The sequence below is a fragment of the Binatus sp. (SeqCode) genome (assembly GCF_049584895.1).
Taxonomy (GTDB): domain Bacteria; phylum Desulfobacterota; class Binatia; order Binatales; family Binataceae; genus Binatus.
Genome location: NZ_JBAUYR010000031.1, coordinates 1 through 14,533 on the forward strand (window position 1 = coordinate 1; position 14,533 = coordinate 14,533).

Annotated in this window: 16 protein-coding genes; 9 read left to right on the forward strand and 7 right to left on the reverse strand. The window is 61.0% G+C overall.

The features are described 5' to 3' along the window. The 4 genes from WB650_RS05750 to WB650_RS05765 form a co-directional block, all read left to right on the forward strand. Positions 1-525, forward strand: a 525-nt coding sequence (locus WB650_RS05750; RefSeq protein WP_423959752.1) for an aldehyde dehydrogenase family protein, incomplete at its 5' end; no start/stop codon positions are given. Positions 526-593: 68 nt separating this feature from the next. Further along, positions 594-1,286 carry a class II aldolase/adducin family protein gene (locus WB650_RS05755; RefSeq protein WP_422301853.1) on the forward strand — a complete coding sequence of 231 codons (693 nt, stop codon included), beginning with the start codon at positions 594-596 and terminating at the stop codon, positions 1,284-1,286. Beyond that, a complete protein-coding gene (locus WB650_RS05760) occupies positions 1,286-2,251 on the forward strand; it encodes a carbohydrate kinase family protein (protein WP_422301855.1) in 966 nt (321 codons plus the stop codon). The genes WB650_RS05755 and WB650_RS05760 overlap by 1 nt, the downstream gene beginning before the upstream one ends. Positions 2,252-2,255: 4 nt before the next feature. Further along, positions 2,256-3,086 carry a dienelactone hydrolase family protein gene (locus WB650_RS05765; protein WP_422301857.1) on the forward strand — a complete coding sequence of 277 codons (831 nt, stop codon included), beginning with the start codon at positions 2,256-2,258 and terminating at the stop codon, positions 3,084-3,086. Here WB650_RS05765 and WB650_RS05770 read toward each other — a convergent pair. The 7 genes from WB650_RS05770 to WB650_RS05800 form a co-directional block, all read right to left on the reverse strand. Further along, complete coding sequence (locus tag WB650_RS05770) at positions 3,070-4,173, reverse strand: phosphotransferase family protein (RefSeq protein WP_423959754.1); 1,104 nt, start codon at positions 4,171-4,173, stop codon at positions 3,070-3,072. The genes WB650_RS05765 and WB650_RS05770 overlap by 17 nt on opposite strands. Before the next feature lie 63 nt (positions 4,174-4,236). After that, positions 4,237-5,427: an acyl-CoA dehydrogenase family protein gene (locus WB650_RS05775; RefSeq protein ID WP_422301861.1), complete on the reverse strand. Its 1,191-nt coding sequence runs from the start codon at positions 5,425-5,427 to the stop codon at positions 4,237-4,239. Positions 5,428-5,567: 140 nt separating this feature from the next. Next, entirely contained in the window at positions 5,568-6,311 is a 744-nt protein-coding gene (locus WB650_RS05780) for a class I SAM-dependent methyltransferase (RefSeq protein ID WP_422307762.1), read from the reverse strand. 55 nt (positions 6,312-6,366) lie between these two features. After that, entirely contained in the window at positions 6,367-7,131 is a 765-nt protein-coding gene (locus WB650_RS05785) for a class I SAM-dependent methyltransferase (RefSeq protein WP_422307764.1), read from the reverse strand. Positions 7,132-7,145: 14 nt separating this feature from the next. Then, positions 7,146-9,131, reverse strand: coding sequence for a heavy metal translocating P-type ATPase (locus WB650_RS05790; RefSeq protein ID WP_422307766.1), 1,986 nt, complete (start codon positions 9,129-9,131; stop codon positions 7,146-7,148). Between the two features lie 16 nt (positions 9,132-9,147). Continuing rightward, on the reverse strand, positions 9,148-9,426 hold the full coding sequence (locus WB650_RS05795) for a metal/formaldehyde-sensitive transcriptional repressor (RefSeq protein WP_422307768.1): 279 nt from the start codon (positions 9,424-9,426) through the stop codon (positions 9,148-9,150). A gap of 136 nt (positions 9,427-9,562) precedes the next feature. After that, positions 9,563-10,018, reverse strand: coding sequence for a Fur family transcriptional regulator (locus WB650_RS05800; RefSeq protein ID WP_422307770.1), 456 nt, complete (start codon positions 10,016-10,018; stop codon positions 9,563-9,565). Between the two features lie 109 nt (positions 10,019-10,127). Here WB650_RS05800 and WB650_RS05805 point away from each other — a divergent pair, with 109 nt between their 5' ends. The 5 genes from WB650_RS05805 to WB650_RS05825 all read left to right on the forward strand — a co-directional run. After that, positions 10,128-10,628, forward strand: coding sequence for a hypothetical protein (locus WB650_RS05805; RefSeq protein WP_422307772.1), 501 nt, complete (start codon positions 10,128-10,130; stop codon positions 10,626-10,628). 19 nt (positions 10,629-10,647) lie between these two features. Next, a complete protein-coding gene (locus WB650_RS05810; protein ID WP_422307774.1) occupies positions 10,648-10,971 on the forward strand; it encodes a hypothetical protein in 324 nt (107 codons plus the stop codon). A gap of 111 nt (positions 10,972-11,082) precedes the next feature. Next, the gene (locus WB650_RS05815; protein ID WP_423959758.1) at positions 11,083-13,485 is read left to right on the forward strand and encodes a TonB-dependent receptor; all 2,403 of its coding nucleotides are present in this window, start codon (positions 11,083-11,085) and stop codon (positions 13,483-13,485) included. Between the two features lie 46 nt (positions 13,486-13,531). After that, a complete protein-coding gene (locus WB650_RS05820; protein WP_422303932.1) occupies positions 13,532-14,206 on the forward strand; it encodes a MotA/TolQ/ExbB proton channel family protein in 675 nt (224 codons plus the stop codon). Further along, on the forward strand, positions 14,203-14,533 hold a 331-nt coding region (locus tag WB650_RS05825; RefSeq protein WP_423959760.1), incomplete at its 3' end, for an ExbD/TolR family protein. The genes WB650_RS05820 and WB650_RS05825, both read left to right, overlap by 4 nt.

Here is a 14,533-nt window from a genome sequence, read left to right on the forward strand (position 1 = left end):
GAGATTGCCAAGGGCGTCAAGGTGGGCGACGGGCTCGAGGCCGGCACCCAGCTCGGTCCGATCAACAACAAGATGCAGTTCGAGCGCGTGACCGAGCTGGTCGAGGACGCCAAGAAGCACGGCGCCAGGATTGTCTCGGGCGGATCGCGCGTCGGCAAGGAAGGTTATTTCTTCGCGCCGACGATCGTCGGGAACATTTCCGACGGCGTGCGGCTGGTCGATGAAGAGCAGTTCGGACCCGCGCTCCCGATCATTCCTTACAAGGATGTCGACGACGCCGTCCGCCGCGCGAACGCGACTCACTTCGGCCTGAGCGGCTCGGTGTGGTCCAACGATTCGGCTCGCGGCGCCGAGGTCGCGTCGCAGCTCGAGTGCGGCTCGGCCTGGGTCAATCAGCATCTCGCGATCGCGCCGAATCTTCCGTTCGGCGGAGCGAAGTGGTCGGGCATCGGCGTGGAAAACGGGCCGTGGGGTCTTATGGGTTTCACGGAAATCCAGGTGGTCAACTCGGTCAAACTTTCGTAGTAGCGAATAACGGCGCCCCCGCGGTATCGTGAAATTCAGGCGATGCCGCGGGGGCGTGTTTTTTTGAAATGGGACGCTACGACGACTACAAGCGGCGAGTCCTGCAAATTAGCCAGCGCCTTTCGGCCGACGGCTACTTCGGATCGAAGTCGGGCAGCGCGGGCAACGTCTCGATGATGGTCGAAGGCGAGAACGTCATTGCCGTGACGCCGACGCGCCTTCAGTACGACGTGATGACGGTCGACGACATTTGCGTCGTGGATTTCGAGCTCGCGGGAATAGAGGGTGATCGCAAACCTTCGATCGAAACTCCGATGCACGTCGCGGCCTACAAAGTGCGCGCCGACGTCAGCGCCGTCATCCACACTCATCAGACGTTCGCGAGCGCGCTCAGCATACTGAATCAACCGATCCCGCCGCTGTTCGACGAAGTCACTCTCGCTATTGGCAATACCATCGACGTCGTGCCGTATGCCCTCTCCGGCTCGCGCGAATTGCACGACAACGTCGCGCGTAAGCTCGCCAATCGATGCCACTGCTACATACTGCAGAACCACGGCACGCTTTGCGTCGGCACCGATCTCGACAAAACCTTCACCTTCGTCGAGCTGCTCGAAAAGTCCGCGCACATCTATATGGATGCGCTCTCGACCGGCAAGCCGATCACCGTGCTCCCTGAAAAAATCGTCGCACAACTTCACGCTGCGGTGATCGCGCGACAGGATCGCGAAATCGCGCGCAAGCGGGAGCCAAGTCACTGATGAGCGGCACTGTCGTGACGCTCGGCGCGCACGTCCTCGACATCCTCGGCCGCTACGTCACGCACATCCCCGAGCGACAGGGCAGTGTGCTACTTGACGAGATTCGCCTGGCGCCGGCGGGTTCCGCTGCAGGTACCGCGGTCGGCCTCGCAAAATTGGGACTCGAGGTCGCGACGGTCGGCGCCGTCGGCGACGATGCTCTCGGCGACGTGCTCATCCGCGCACTGAACGGATTCGGCGTCGACACCGCGCACGTGGTTCGCAAGCCCGGCGTCCAAACCTCGGCCAGCATCCTGCCGATCAGACCAAACGGCGACCGCCCCGCGCTTCATGCGATCGGAGCCAACGCCGTCTACTCGATCGACGACGTACCGTGGACGCTGCTCGAGACGGCGGCGCACCTACATCTCGGTGGCAACGATTCAATGCGCGGACTAGGGCGCGACGGCACCGCGCAGATCCTTCGGCGCGCGCGTGACGGCGGCGCGACCACCAGCATGGACATTCTGAGCGAAGGCTCGCCCAAACTGCTCGCGATCCTGAAGCCGTGTCTGCCGCTCGTCGACTGGTTCATGCCCAACGCCGATCAAGCCTGCAGGCTGACGGATTCGCACACGCTCGAAGAGGCAGCATCGCGACTGCTCGACCTCGGTGTCGGCGGAGTTGTGTTGACGATGGGCGGTGACGGCAGCCTGCTGGCGACTGCACACGAGCGAGCGCATCTCGCGGCGCACGAAATCGCAGTCGTCGACACTTCCGGATGCGGCGATGCTTATTGCGCTGGGTTCATCCGCGCACTGCGTCTCGGCTGGCCGCCGTCGGAATGCATGAAGCTCGGCAATGCAGCGGCAGCATTGGTGGCGCAAGGCCTGGGTTCCGACGCCGGCATCCGCGACTTGGATGACACCGTGCGCTTCATGCGCGAAACTCCCTTGCGTTCCAGCAAACCGTCTTGCAGAAATTAAAAATATGAAGACTCATCTATCGCGTCGCGAATTCGTGGTGGGAAGTCTCGCGGCGGGCTTCGCGCTGGCCGTGATGCCGGTGTCGGGCGACACTATCACGACCGACAGCATTGGACTTGTCGCCGGTGAGGTAAAGATTCCAGTCAAAGGCGGCGAGATTCCAGCGTATCGCGCGATGCCGGCGAGCGGCGGTCCGTTTCCGACCGTACTTGTGGTGCACGAGATCTTCGGCGTTCACGAACATATCAAAGACATCTGCCGCCGACTCGCCAAGCAAGGCTATTTCGCAGTGGCGCCATTGCTCTTTTCACGTGAAGGCGACGTCTCGACCATGGCTGATACGCAACAGATCATGGCAAAGGTCGTCGCCAAGGTCCCGGACCAACAAGTCGCATCCGACCTCGACGCAACCGAGGCATGGGCGAAGAGCACAGGCAAAGCTGACACCACGAAACTCGGCATCGTGGGTTTCTGCTGGGGCGGCCGGCAAGTCTGGCTCTATGCGGCGCACAATCCTTCTCTCAAAGCCGGAGTCGCATGGTATGGGCCTCTTGTGTCTGTGCCGTCGGACCTAAGGCCGAAGAATCCGCTCGATTTGGCGAATCAGATCAACGTGCCAATTCTAGGTCTCTACGGCGGCGAAGATATGGGAATCCCGGTCGCGCAAATCGAGCAGATGCGCGCCGCACTCAAGGCCGCGGGCAAGCCGTCTGAAATCGTGATCTATCCCGACGCCGGTCACGGCTTCAACGCCGACTATCGTCCCAGCTACAACCCGCAAGCTGCCAGAGACGGATGGAAGCGAATGCTCGCGTGGTTCAAAGCCAGGGCTTGAACCCCAGGCGCGACGCTACTTGCGCGGCGGCGAGGGCGAGCGCGGGGGCCATCGGGCCCATCAGCGCGAAGCGGGGATCTGTGGTTTGTCCGCGGACGTAGCGGACGTAGATTTGCTCGACAACCGTCGCGGTCTTCCAGTGCGCCCACGCCCAGTAGTACGGCATCGCGCTGACGTCGCGGCCGGTGCGGGTCGAATATCGGTGCAGCAGTTCGTCGCGGGTCAGGAAGCCGGGGCGCAGCGTGTGCGCCTCACCCTGGGAGGTGCCCAGCAGTTCGGGCGGATCGTTCTGGTCGCGCCAGTAGTTCATCACGATTCCGAGATCGACCAGCGGATCGCCGATGGTCGACATTTCCCAGTCGAAGACGCCGACGATCTCGCCGTGATTGACCGCACCGATCATGACGTTGTGCAGGTAGAAATCGTTATGTACGAGCACGGGAGGCGGCGATAGGGGCATGTTGTCGAGAAACCACGCGCCGAGTTTTTCCATCAGCGGCACTTCGCGCGTTTTGGCTTTTTCCCATCGCGCCATCCATCCGGTGATCTGGCGCTTCAGGAAGCCGTCGGGCTTGCCGAGTGTTTCGAGTCCGATCGCTTTGTAATCGACGCCGTGCAAATCGCCGAGCGTTTCGATGAAACCCTCGGACATTGCGCGGAAGGTCGCGGGATCATTGCCCAGTTCGGGTGGCAGCGGCTGGCGGTTCTTGATGACGATGCCGGTGCGGCGTTCCATCACGAAGAAAGGCGCGCCGATGATTGAGACGTCGTCACTGAAGAACATCCCGCGTGGCGCCGGCTTGAAGACTTCCCACAGGCGCGAGAGCACACGGTACTCGCGGCTCATGTCGTGGCCGCCCACCGGCAGCGGGCCGAACGGCGGACGGCGCACGACCCATTCGCGATCGCCGAAGCGCAGCAGGTAGGTGAGATTGGATGAGCCGCCGCGAAACTGCTTGACGGTCATCGGCGCGTCGGCGCCGGGCAGTTGCTGGTCGCGCAGATAGGCGACGAGCTTACTCCAGTCGAGCTGCTCCTCCTCGCGGACGTCGCCGAATTCGACGGTCAGATCGATAGCTTCAGGCATGCGTAGAGCGAACCCCAGATCCTTCGCAGGAGCTCAGGATGACCCCTCGGCGTTGCCTCGGGGTCACTTGTACTTGCGCAGCTCGCGGCGCGCGATTGTCATGCGATGTACTTCGTCGGGGCCGTCGGCGATTCGCAGCGCGCGGCTGTCGCGCCACATCCGGGCGAGCGGGAAGTCGTCGCTGACGCCGGCTGCGCCGAACACCTGGATTGCGCGGTCGAGCACGATCATCACCATGTTCGCGCACATCACTTTAATCATCGCGATCTCGTTGCGCGCGGCGCTCTTGCCCGCAGTGTCCATCTTCCATGCCGCGTGCATGACCATCAGGCGGCACGAGTCGATCTCGATTCGCGAGTTGGCGATCCATTCCTGGATGTTCGACTTCTCGGAAAGAAAGCTGCCATGGGTGAAGCGCGTGCTCGCGCGTTCGCACATCAGCTCGAGCGCGCGCTCCGCGATTCCGATCGTGCGCATGCAATGGTGGATGCGTCCCGGGCCGAGGCGAGCCTGCGAGATTGCGAAGCCGCCGCCTTCCTCGCCGAGCAGATTGGTCACCGGCACGCGACAATCCTTATAGATGATTTCGCAATGTCCTCCGCCGCCGGTGTGACCCATCACGGGCACCGGGCGAATCAGGTTGAATCCCGGAGTGTCGGTCGGAACGATTATCTGGCTGGCGCGGCGATGCGGTTCCGCTTCGGGGTCGGTCACCACCATCGCGATCGCAAAGGCCGAGCCGATCGCATTCGAGGTAAACCACTTGTGGCCGTTAATGACGTAATTGTCGCCGTCGCGAACGGCGCGGGTCTTGAGCTGGGTCGGATCGGAGCCCGGAGTGTCAGGCTCGGTCATCGAGAAGCAGGTGCGGATTTCGCCGTCGAGGCATTTTTGCAGCCACTGCTTCTTCTGTTCGGGCGTGCCGAACTCGGCCAGGATTTCCATGTTGCCGGTATCGGGCGCCATGCAGTTGAACGCGCGCGCGCCGATTGGGCTGCGGCCCATCAGCTCGCACAGCGGAGCGTATTCGTAGTTCTTGAGGCCGGCGCCGAATTTTTCGTCCGGTAAAAAGAGGTTCCAGAGGCCTTCAGCCTTGGCTTTTTTGCGGACGTCTTTCAGCGATTGCGGCTCGGTGTTGCCGCTCTCGCCCATCGCGCGCTGAACTTCTTTTTCGATCGGGAAGACATACTGGTCCATGAAGTCGGAGACGCGCTTGCGCAATTGTTCGGTCTTGGGAGTCAGCGAAAAGTCCATTTCGATCCTCGCGAGGTCCTAATGATTTGTATGGCAACAGGTAACCCAGATTGGCGGGAAATGAAAGCGAGGGGGAATGGCGATGATGCCGGCAACCTAACCCTAACCCCTTCCCATAGTGGGAAGGGGGAGCAGAAATTTTAGGCGGGGGGGTTGCGCATTACGTAGAAGACGTAGCCGTAGGCGTCGTGATACGCGCGAAAGAGGTCGTGCTCCCGGCTCGTTTCTTCGAGGGTTGCGAGCGCGTCGCGATCGTCGGCGTACTTTTCTCGAAGCTCCTCGACCCGACGCTCGGAGGGCTGGTAATAGTTGTTCCACCAGTCCTGCACCGGCAATACGAAACCGTCCATACTCACGTACCCCGCTTCCGCGACTATCTGACAGTTGCGTTCGATCGAGCCCATGCCGGGATAATTGCGCGCCCAATATTCGGCAGCCTCGGACGGCGGATCGGGTACCAGCCAGGTCAGTTCGGAGACCGCAAGCCATCCCCCTGGCTTCAGGAATTGGCGCCACGCGGCGAGCCCGGCGGCGAATCCCTGGATATAGATGGCGCCCTCGGACCAGATCAGATCGAAGGACGCGTCGGCGAAATCCATCTCGAACATCGAGGTATTGACTGTCGTTACCTGCGGCAAAATTCCTGCCGCTGCGGCGCGTTCGGTCAGCTCATCGAGAAATCGCTGGCGAATATCGACCGCCACGATCCATCCGCCGGTCGCGCGCGCGAGCTCGACAGTCTGCGCACCGGGACCGCATCCTACGTCGAGGATTCGCGGACGGGTTGGCAGCCCGCGAACCAGGCCGAGCGCGCGCAGCGTGGCTGACGCGGAGCCGGGTGCCTGTCTCGGCAGGCCTTCTGTCAACTCGCTAAAAATACTCATCTCCCCCAAGGCATACTGCCGCTGGACGCGGTGGAACTCAAACGCTCCGAAACTGTCAGGCGCGCGGCTTGTCGGCGGCGAATCGCAGGCGAACGTAGTCGGCGAGCCATTTGCCGCCATGTGCGTCGCAGAGTTTGGGGCGGAGTGCTTCGCGAACCTCGTCGAGAAAACCGGCGCGATCGTTTTTCGCCAGCGGCGCCATGAAGCTCTGCGCAAAAGTCTCGAGCCATCCGTTGATTTCGGTCGGCAAGGGAGTCGGGCGGGGAATCAATGCGATGTACCTGACCGTAAAGCCGCGGCGCGCGAGCCGCGCGGAGTAATCCTCAACCGTCGGAAAATACCACGGGTTGAGGGCGTCGCCGTCGATCCCGCGACGCCGCAGCGCGTCGATCAGCGCGCGCTTGATCGTCTCGACGCATCCGTAGCCACCGAACTCGGCGACGAAACGGCCGCCGGGGCGAAGTGCACGCCATACGCCGGCGATCACATCGTCGGGCGGCTTCATCCAGTGGATAGCAGCGTTGCTGAAAACGGCGTCGAACTCGGCATCGAAGGCAAGCCGCGCGCCGTCGGCGACACGAACGTCAAGATCGAGACGTCGTGCGGCTTCGACCTGCGGTGCGCTCGCGTCGACGCCAACGACGTCGCATCCCATGGCGGCGAGCTTTACCGTCAGCGCGCCGTCGCCGCATCCGAGGTCGAGGATGCGCTCGCCAGCCTGAGGCGCGAGCAGCTCGACCACCGGCGCGCCGAGATCCGAGACGAAGCGGGCGTTGCGCGCGTATCCATCGGGGTCCCAGCTTTGGGTGGTCGTCGGCATGTACTTAACTATAGTTAATAATCACCGCGATGCAACAGTTCCGGCTTGAGCTCCGACGGCGCTCGCTTTAGATGGACATCTTCGTTGGTTCGCTCGCGGCGCGGCAGCAGACGGGCGGAGTTAAGAATAAAGGTCATCTCGGAGGTGACGTGGATGAAGGCCGCCAACGCAGGATGGAGCAGGCCCGACGCGGCCATCGCGATGCCGACCAGGTCTACTGCGATGGTGCCCGCGAAATTCTGCCAGATGACGCGCCGCGTCCATCGCGCGATTCGCACGGTCTCCGCGAACTTGTCCAAGTCGTTGCCGAGCAGCACGACGTCGGAGGTCTCGCGCGCGACATCGGTGCCTGAGCCCATCGCAACGCCAACACTTGCTTCCGCCAGCGCCGGCGCGTCGTTAATTCCGTCGCCCACCATCGCAACGACCCGACCGCTCGCAACCAGTTGCTTGATTCTGGCGAACTTGGCTTCGGGCAGTAGTTCAGCTTCGACCTGGTTGATGCCCAGTTCGTCGGCGACGGATTTGGCCACCTCGCCGGTGTCTCCAGTGAGCAGGATGCTACGGATGCCCATGCTGCCGAACGATTCGATGGCGCGGCGTGATTCAGGCCGCACGATATCGCCGATCGCAATGCTGCCGAGAAATCGTCCGTCGCGCGCAACCATCAGCCGTGATGACGGGTTGGCGGTCGCCGCGAAGTTATCCGGCACGTCGATTCGATGCGCGGTCATCAGTGCGCGATTGCCCACGATCACCGTCGTGCCGTCGCTGACGGACGCGATGCCTTTGCCGGGCGCGTAATCGAAGCGATCGGGTTCTTTCAGCGAGTAGTCTCTGCTCGAGGCGTAGGCGACGATCGCTTTGCCAAGAGGATGTTCCGAGCGCATTTCGGCGGACGCTGCAGCTTCGACCACGTCCACTTCGGAAACGCCGGCGAAGGGAGTAATCGACTGCACCTCCATGCGGCCAAAGGTCAGCGTGCCGGTTTTGTCGAGGACTACAGTGTTCACGCGTCCGAGAGTCTCGAGGTACAGGCCGCCCTTGATGATCGCACCGAGCCTCGCGGCTCGACCGATACCGCCAAGAATCGCGAGAGGCGTGCCCGCGGCGATTCCGCACGCGCCGGCGACGATGATGACGGAGATCGTCGAGCGAATGTCGCGCGTGATGATGAAAGTGACGACCGCTGAGAACATCGCGAAGTAGACCAGATAGGCGGCTGCTTGATCTGCGAGGCGCTGCACCGGCGCGCGCGAATTCTCGGCGCTCTCGACCGCCTCGATTATCTTGCCGTAGCTAGAGTCGCGGCCGATTCGGTCGGCTCTGATTTCCAGCGCGCCTGACTGGTTGATCGTTCCCGCGAACACGATCGAGTCTGGAAGCTTCTCGACCGGCATCGACTCGCCGGTGATTCGCGACTGATCGACGAATGAGTGACCGGTGATAACGACGCCGTCAACCGGCACCAGGCCGCCCGGATTGACCAACACGCTGTCGCCGACTCGCAATTCCTCGACCGAAACCTGGTGAGCGCCGTCGGCACCGCGGATGGTCACGGAGCGCGGCAGAAAGTCCAGCAGATCGCGAATCGCCCGCCGGCCACGCGAAACCGTTAGATGCTCGAGAACTTCGGCGATCAGCACGAACAAGGTGATGATGAGCGCGGTGAAGAACTCGGAAATCGCGGCGGCCGCCAGGATCGCAATCGACATCGAGAGCTCCATCGTCATCCGGTGCGCGGCGATGTTCTCGATTGCCTCTTTGAAGATCGGCCAGCCGCCAATCAGGACGCCCGCTAAGCCGATCAGACTAATCCGCGGGAACGGCTCCCAGACGCGGAACCAAACAGCTATCGCGCACAGTGCGACCAGGCCGATCCGCAAAACCTCAAGCCGGTTGATAACACTCTCGACGCTATCCTCGACCATCGCGGATTCGATGCCGTCATGCTGATTCGAGTTCGATTTCGGATTCTCAATGAGTTGCGGCTGATTCATCGCGCGAACTCCCCGCTCATTTCAGATACGCCTGAACGATGTCGATCAGCTCTTCCGCGCCCCTGGATCTGGCGGAGTTGCGTTCACGTGCGGGATCGACGACATGAACCCGGATATGATCCTCAATGACTTCCGCCACGAGGCTGTTGAGCGCGCCGCGCGCTGCGACTGCCAGGTGGAGCACATCGGAGCATCCCTTTTCCTCTGCGAGAGCGCGCTCAAGTGCCTCGATTTGACCGCGGATGCGCCTTACCCTGTTCAGTAGTTTGGTTTTTTCCTTGATGGTGTGACTCATGCCGCCTCCGCTTTCAAAAAATTCCAGATGACGGAATAAATTCCGTCCTACTAAAAAAAAAATATTATACCCCCTATCCTATATTTGGGAAGCCGTCGGATTGTGCGGAAAAAGCCTGAGCCAGCGTGTGTGGAAATCAGGATTTGCCGGCTTTGCGGTTACCGGGGGTGGACGGCACTTTACTGACGCGAGCGCAGCTCGAGCACAGCCCGTAAATGAGCACCACGTGATCGACTACCCGGAAGCTCGGCGGAATCATTTTGCCCAGTTGCTCCAGGCATCCCTCGAGCTCGAACATCCTGCGGCACTTGAGGCAATGAAAGTGGTGATGATGGACCTTGCCGCGAACTTCGTAGCGCGGCGGCTCGCCCGGCACTTCCACTGAGACCAGCCAGCCTTCGCCGGTAAGAGCCTTAATCGCGCGATAGACGGTCGCAATTCCAAGGCCGGCAACTTTCTGCTGGGCAAGCTGCAAAACCTCGTCGGCGGCCAGAGGACGATCGTTGCGCTCGAACACGTCGCGTATGTGGCGGCGCTGCTGGGTATTGCGGCGAAAGCTCTTTGCCGATTTCAAGGGGGCGGAAGAAGGCATGGTGGTGATGTCCTCGAATTCACCTCTCCCCCAACCCCTCTCCCAACTGGAGAGGGAAGCAGAGTTGACTTAACGATTACGATTTATCAATATCATTAAGGGGAGAGAAATGCTAACAGAGACTCCTGAAATATTGGCGCAGTCGCCGCCCTCAACTGCGCTCGATCTCAGCCTGGTCGACCCGCTGCTGCGAGACGTCGTCGAAGCTACCAATCGATCGACGTGGCTACGAACCGAGTTCAGCTGTTCCGGCATGCCCGACGACCACGCTATCGATTCGGATGGAACGGTGCGGCGTTGGGGATCGCACACCGCCGGCGAGATGTACATCGCGTACGCCTGTCCCTGGGCTGAGATGAACCGTGTTTTGGAGACTGCGATCAATCGAGCCTCCGCGTGCGGACTTCCGCTTACGATTCGTTTCAACTCATGGAGCGTCGACGTCCGGGACATTTCGATGACTGTGCCGGTCGCGCACTTCGCGGTCGCAGTCCATTACGATACAGCTGAATTGGCCAGCACCCAGGCGGCCTTGAGTGTGTTCGGGCAGATCGCAGCCACCGCGGTTGACACATCGGCGGGTGACACGGCAGGCTCAATAGAGAGGTAGAATACGGCGTTTAAGCTCGATGGCGTATCGCTTCCACAAGACTGACAGACCGCTGGCACGCGCGATCTCGATTTTCGGCGCGGTGCTTATCGTTGTCTCGCAACTTATCGGCGCCGCTCATTTTCATGAAGGCGGTGGGGTGGCATCCCAGCAGATCAGTGCCGATGCCGGACTGTGTCCGATTTGTCAGCTCGCGTTGCATTCGCCGGGATCAATGGCGCGGGCGACGACGGTCGCGCGCGGCCCAGCTATCACCGAAACTATATTTATCACCGCGCCAAGCCGCTCCGAGTCGCCGGTCTTCTCGGCCGCGCGGGGTCGCGCTCCTCCGATAACGCTCTAGAGGCCCCTTTTTCCGAGACATTTTGATTCTTCTCGTGCGCGCGACCGTTTCGCGCGGCGCCACTCGCGTATCGTAGGCGCGAGCGGAAACCTGAATTGATGGGAGCTTCTGATGCGGAGGAATTCATTTGCGTGGATCCTGATGGCCGGGATCCTGATCCAACTGTTTTTTTGTATGCCGGCAATAGCAGCTAATTTGAAGACCACGACGAGCACGAAACATCGAATCACAGGAGTGGTGAAGGACGCCCTTGGCAGACCGATCAAACAAGTGGCGTTGTCGCTGCAGGATGCCAGCGGCAAGGTTGTGGCCCATGCAACGAGCAATGATGCGGGCGAGTTTTCGTTCAACGCAATAGCGCCCGGCACGTATGCGGTCGTGGCGACTGGCAGTGGATTCAAGCCGGCGACTTCGATCGTGTCGGTCTCGACCAAGGGCGCGGCGCCAGTGACGCTCGCGATGGAAGCCGAGAAGGAGGTCAGCCTCAGGGTCGCGGCGAAGCGGCTGAACCAGGCGCGCAACTCATTGTCGCCGGACACGGGCGGCAGCAAATATACGTTCACCCAGCAGGCGATCCAGGAATTGCCGCAGGGCGACAATACGCCTCTGAACCAGGTGCTGCTGCAGGCCCCGGGCGTGGCGCAGGATTCGTTCGGACAGATCCATGTGCGGGGTGACCACGCTAATCTTCAGTACCGGATTAACGGGGTCCAGCTTCCCGAGGGCATTACCACCTTCGGTCAGATATTGAGTCCGCGCTTCGCCCAATCGATCAGCTTGCTGACGGGTGCGCTGCCGGCTGAATATGGCCTGCGAACGGCCGGAGTCATCGATATCAAGACCAAGGACGGGTTGCTCGACCCGGTCGCCAACGTGGATTTCTATGGCGGGCAGCGCGGGACCACGGAGCCGAGCTTCGAGTACGGCGGGTCGAAGGGCAATTTCAGCTACTACATGACGGGTCAATACATCGGGACCGACCGCGGCCTCGAGCCGCCGACGTCGGGACCCACGGCGATTCACGACACCGCCAACCAGGGTTCGGCGTTCGGATATTTCTCGTACTTTATAAATTCGACGACCCGGCTGAGCTTGATCACGGGATCCGCGGTCAATCACTTCCAGATTCCCGCAAACCCGAATCAGCCGCAGCTGTTCACGCTGGCGGGAGTGCCGAGCTATCCGTCGGCGAAAGTCCGCGAGAATCAGTTTGAGCAAAACTACTTCGGCGTTCTGGCATTGCAAGGCGTCGTTGGCGAGAACATCGACTACCAGATCGCTCCTTTCAGCCGTTACTCGGCGGTGACTTTCAATCCCGACCACACCGGCGACTTGATCTACCAGGGCGCCGCGTCGAGGGTTTTTCGCAGCGACTGGGGCAGCGGTTTTCAGATCGATACTGCCTATCACGGGATTGACAATCATACGTTTCGGCTGGGCGGATATTTCGACGCCGAGCGCGCCGAGATCGACAATCATGAGGCGACATTCCCCGCAGTGGGTGGCGTGCAGTCGTCACCGATTCCGATCTCGTTCGTCGATGACATCGGGCTGCAGACCTGGATTTACAGCGGCTACATCCAGGACGAATGGAAGCTGACAGATAAACTGACCTTTAATTACGGGGTCCGCTTCGACCTGTACGACGGCCTTGTTAGAGCGGATCAGGCAAGTCCCCGCGCTGCATTCGAATACAAGGTGTTCAAGGGTACGACGCTGCATGCGGGCTACTCGCGCCAGATGACGCCGCCCGAAACTGAACTGGTGCAGGTCGGCAATATCAAGCAGCTGGCAGGCACAACGGGGGCGCCTCCGTCCAAAGGCAACGGGACACCGACGGTCGAACGCGACCATTTGTTTGACGCGGGCGTGACGCAAGAGGTCATTCCCGGACTGAATCTCGGCATCGATTCCTACTACAAGAAGGCGGTGGACCTGATCGACGAGGGGCAGTTCGGGCCGGCGCTAATCTTCGAAACGTTCAACTACGCCAAGGGGCGAGTCTGGGGAGTCGAGTTCACGGGTTCATACACGCACGAGAATATTTATGCATACGAGAACTTCGCCTATAGCGTTGCGCAAGGTACACAGGTGGAATCGGGGCAATTCAACTTCGATCCGAGCGAACTGAAGTACATCAGCAGTCACTATATCTTTCTGGATCACGACCAGACGTTCACCAACTCCGCCGGCGTCGTCTACAAGTGGCGTAAGTGGATGTTCAGCATTGATGGAATTTACGGCAGCGGACTTAGAAGCGGATTCGCCAACACCGGAAACCTGCCATTCTATATCCAGCTCGATGCCGGCATCACCAGGCGAGTACCGCTACCTAACAATGCGGGCACGCTCGAATTTCGCGGCGCGATCGTGAATCTCAACGATCGCACTTACCTGGTGCGAAACGGCACCGGGGTCGGGGTGTTTGCCAATCAATTCGGACCGCGCCGGGCGATATATGGCGGCATAAAATGGGAGCTTCCATTCACAAAACCCCCGAGCGCGATCCAGTGAAACCGAGGCCGCGCGTCAGGCGTCAGATAGTAAGGAGAACTAATTAATGCAGGATATTTTGGCAGCGTGGCACGCCATCAAGTTCGGCGGCGCGATGGTCTATCCGCTGCTGGCGCTGGGCGTGCTCGCAATCGTGATAATCATCGACCGGGCCGTGCTCTACGCGCGATGCCTGCGGCTGCCCGCGGAACTCGCCAACCTGGTCGAGACCTTCGGATTTTCGTGGGTCGAACTCGAGAAGCGGTTGAGCGAACTCGGGCCGCGCAACGCATACGGACGCTTCCTTCAAGTAATCGCCGACAATCGCAACAAGCCCGCGTGGTGGGTCGAATCGCGCGCCGGCGATGAGGCAGGCCGGATCGAAAAGACACTGGCGCGAGGACTGTGGGTGCTCGAGACTGTAGTGACTGCGGCGCCGCTGCTCGGCCTGCTCGGCACCATCACGGGCATGATGCAGTCGTTCAACGTGATCGGCGCCTCGACGCTGGTCGCTCCGACGCAGGTGACGGCGGGCGTCGCGCAGGCGCTGATCGCGACCGCGCTCGGTCTGCTGATCGCAGTGCTCGCGCTGTTCGCGTTCAATCTGTTCTCGCGGATGCAATCGCAGGCGCTCGACACGATGGAGCGGTTGGGCTCCCGGCTGGTCGATCACATACGACTCGACCAGGAGGGCGGCGGCGAGTTGGCACCGATCCAACGACCGGCGGCAGTCGCGCGATGAAGATCCAGCGGGCTCGGCATTTTCGGCACGGGCGGATCGAGATCATCCCGATGATCGACGTAATGTTCTTTCTGCTGGTGACGTTCATGCTCGCGTCGCTGTCGATGCAGAGTCTCAACTCGATCGCGGTCAACCTGCCCAAGGGCAACGCCGAATCGATGGAGCATCAGGAGCCGATCACGCTGACCGTCACGCACGACAGCAAGATTTTTGTCGACAAGACGCCGACCACGCTCGATCAACTTGCGTTCGTGCTCAAGCCGATGCTCAAGACCAATGACCTCGGCGTGGTGGTGAACGCGGATACGGACGCGCCCGAGGGGACGG

What these genes read in the sequence shown, in the direction of transcription:
- WB650_RS05780 (WP_422307762.1), bottom strand. Translation starts at nt 6,311, where the DNA reads ATGAGTATTTTTAGCGAGTTGACAGAAGGCCTGCCGAGACAGGCACCC.
- WB650_RS05815 (WP_423959758.1), top strand. Translation starts at nt 11,083, where the DNA reads ATGCGGAGGAATTCATTTGCGTGGATCCTGATGGCCGGGATCCTGATC.
- WB650_RS05770 (WP_423959754.1), bottom strand. Translation starts at nt 4,173, where the DNA reads ATGCCTGAAGCTATCGATCTGACCGTCGAATTCGGCGACGTCCGCGAG.
- WB650_RS05775 (WP_422301861.1), bottom strand. Translation starts at nt 5,427, where the DNA reads ATGGACTTTTCGCTGACTCCCAAGACCGAACAATTGCGCAAGCGCGTC.
- WB650_RS05820 (WP_422303932.1), top strand. Translation starts at nt 13,532, where the DNA reads ATGCAGGATATTTTGGCAGCGTGGCACGCCATCAAGTTCGGCGGCGCG.
- WB650_RS05805 (WP_422307772.1), top strand. Translation starts at nt 10,128, where the DNA reads ATGCTAACAGAGACTCCTGAAATATTGGCGCAGTCGCCGCCCTCAACT.
- WB650_RS05810 (WP_422307774.1), top strand. Translation starts at nt 10,648, where the DNA reads ATGGCGTATCGCTTCCACAAGACTGACAGACCGCTGGCACGCGCGATC.
- WB650_RS05785 (WP_422307764.1), bottom strand. Translation starts at nt 7,131, where the DNA reads ATGCCGACGACCACCCAAAGCTGGGACCCCGATGGATACGCGCGCAAC.
- WB650_RS05765 (WP_422301857.1), top strand. Translation starts at nt 2,256, where the DNA reads ATGAAGACTCATCTATCGCGTCGCGAATTCGTGGTGGGAAGTCTCGCG.
- WB650_RS05760 (WP_422301855.1), top strand. Translation starts at nt 1,286, where the DNA reads ATGAGCGGCACTGTCGTGACGCTCGGCGCGCACGTCCTCGACATCCTC.
- WB650_RS05790 (WP_422307766.1), bottom strand. Translation starts at nt 9,131, where the DNA reads ATGAATCAGCCGCAACTCATTGAGAATCCGAAATCGAACTCGAATCAG.
- WB650_RS05800 (WP_422307770.1), bottom strand. Translation starts at nt 10,018, where the DNA reads ATGCCTTCTTCCGCCCCCTTGAAATCGGCAAAGAGCTTTCGCCGCAAT.
- WB650_RS05755 (WP_422301853.1), top strand. Translation starts at nt 594, where the DNA reads ATGGGACGCTACGACGACTACAAGCGGCGAGTCCTGCAAATTAGCCAG.
- WB650_RS05795 (WP_422307768.1), bottom strand. Translation starts at nt 9,426, where the DNA reads ATGAGTCACACCATCAAGGAAAAAACCAAACTACTGAACAGGGTAAGG.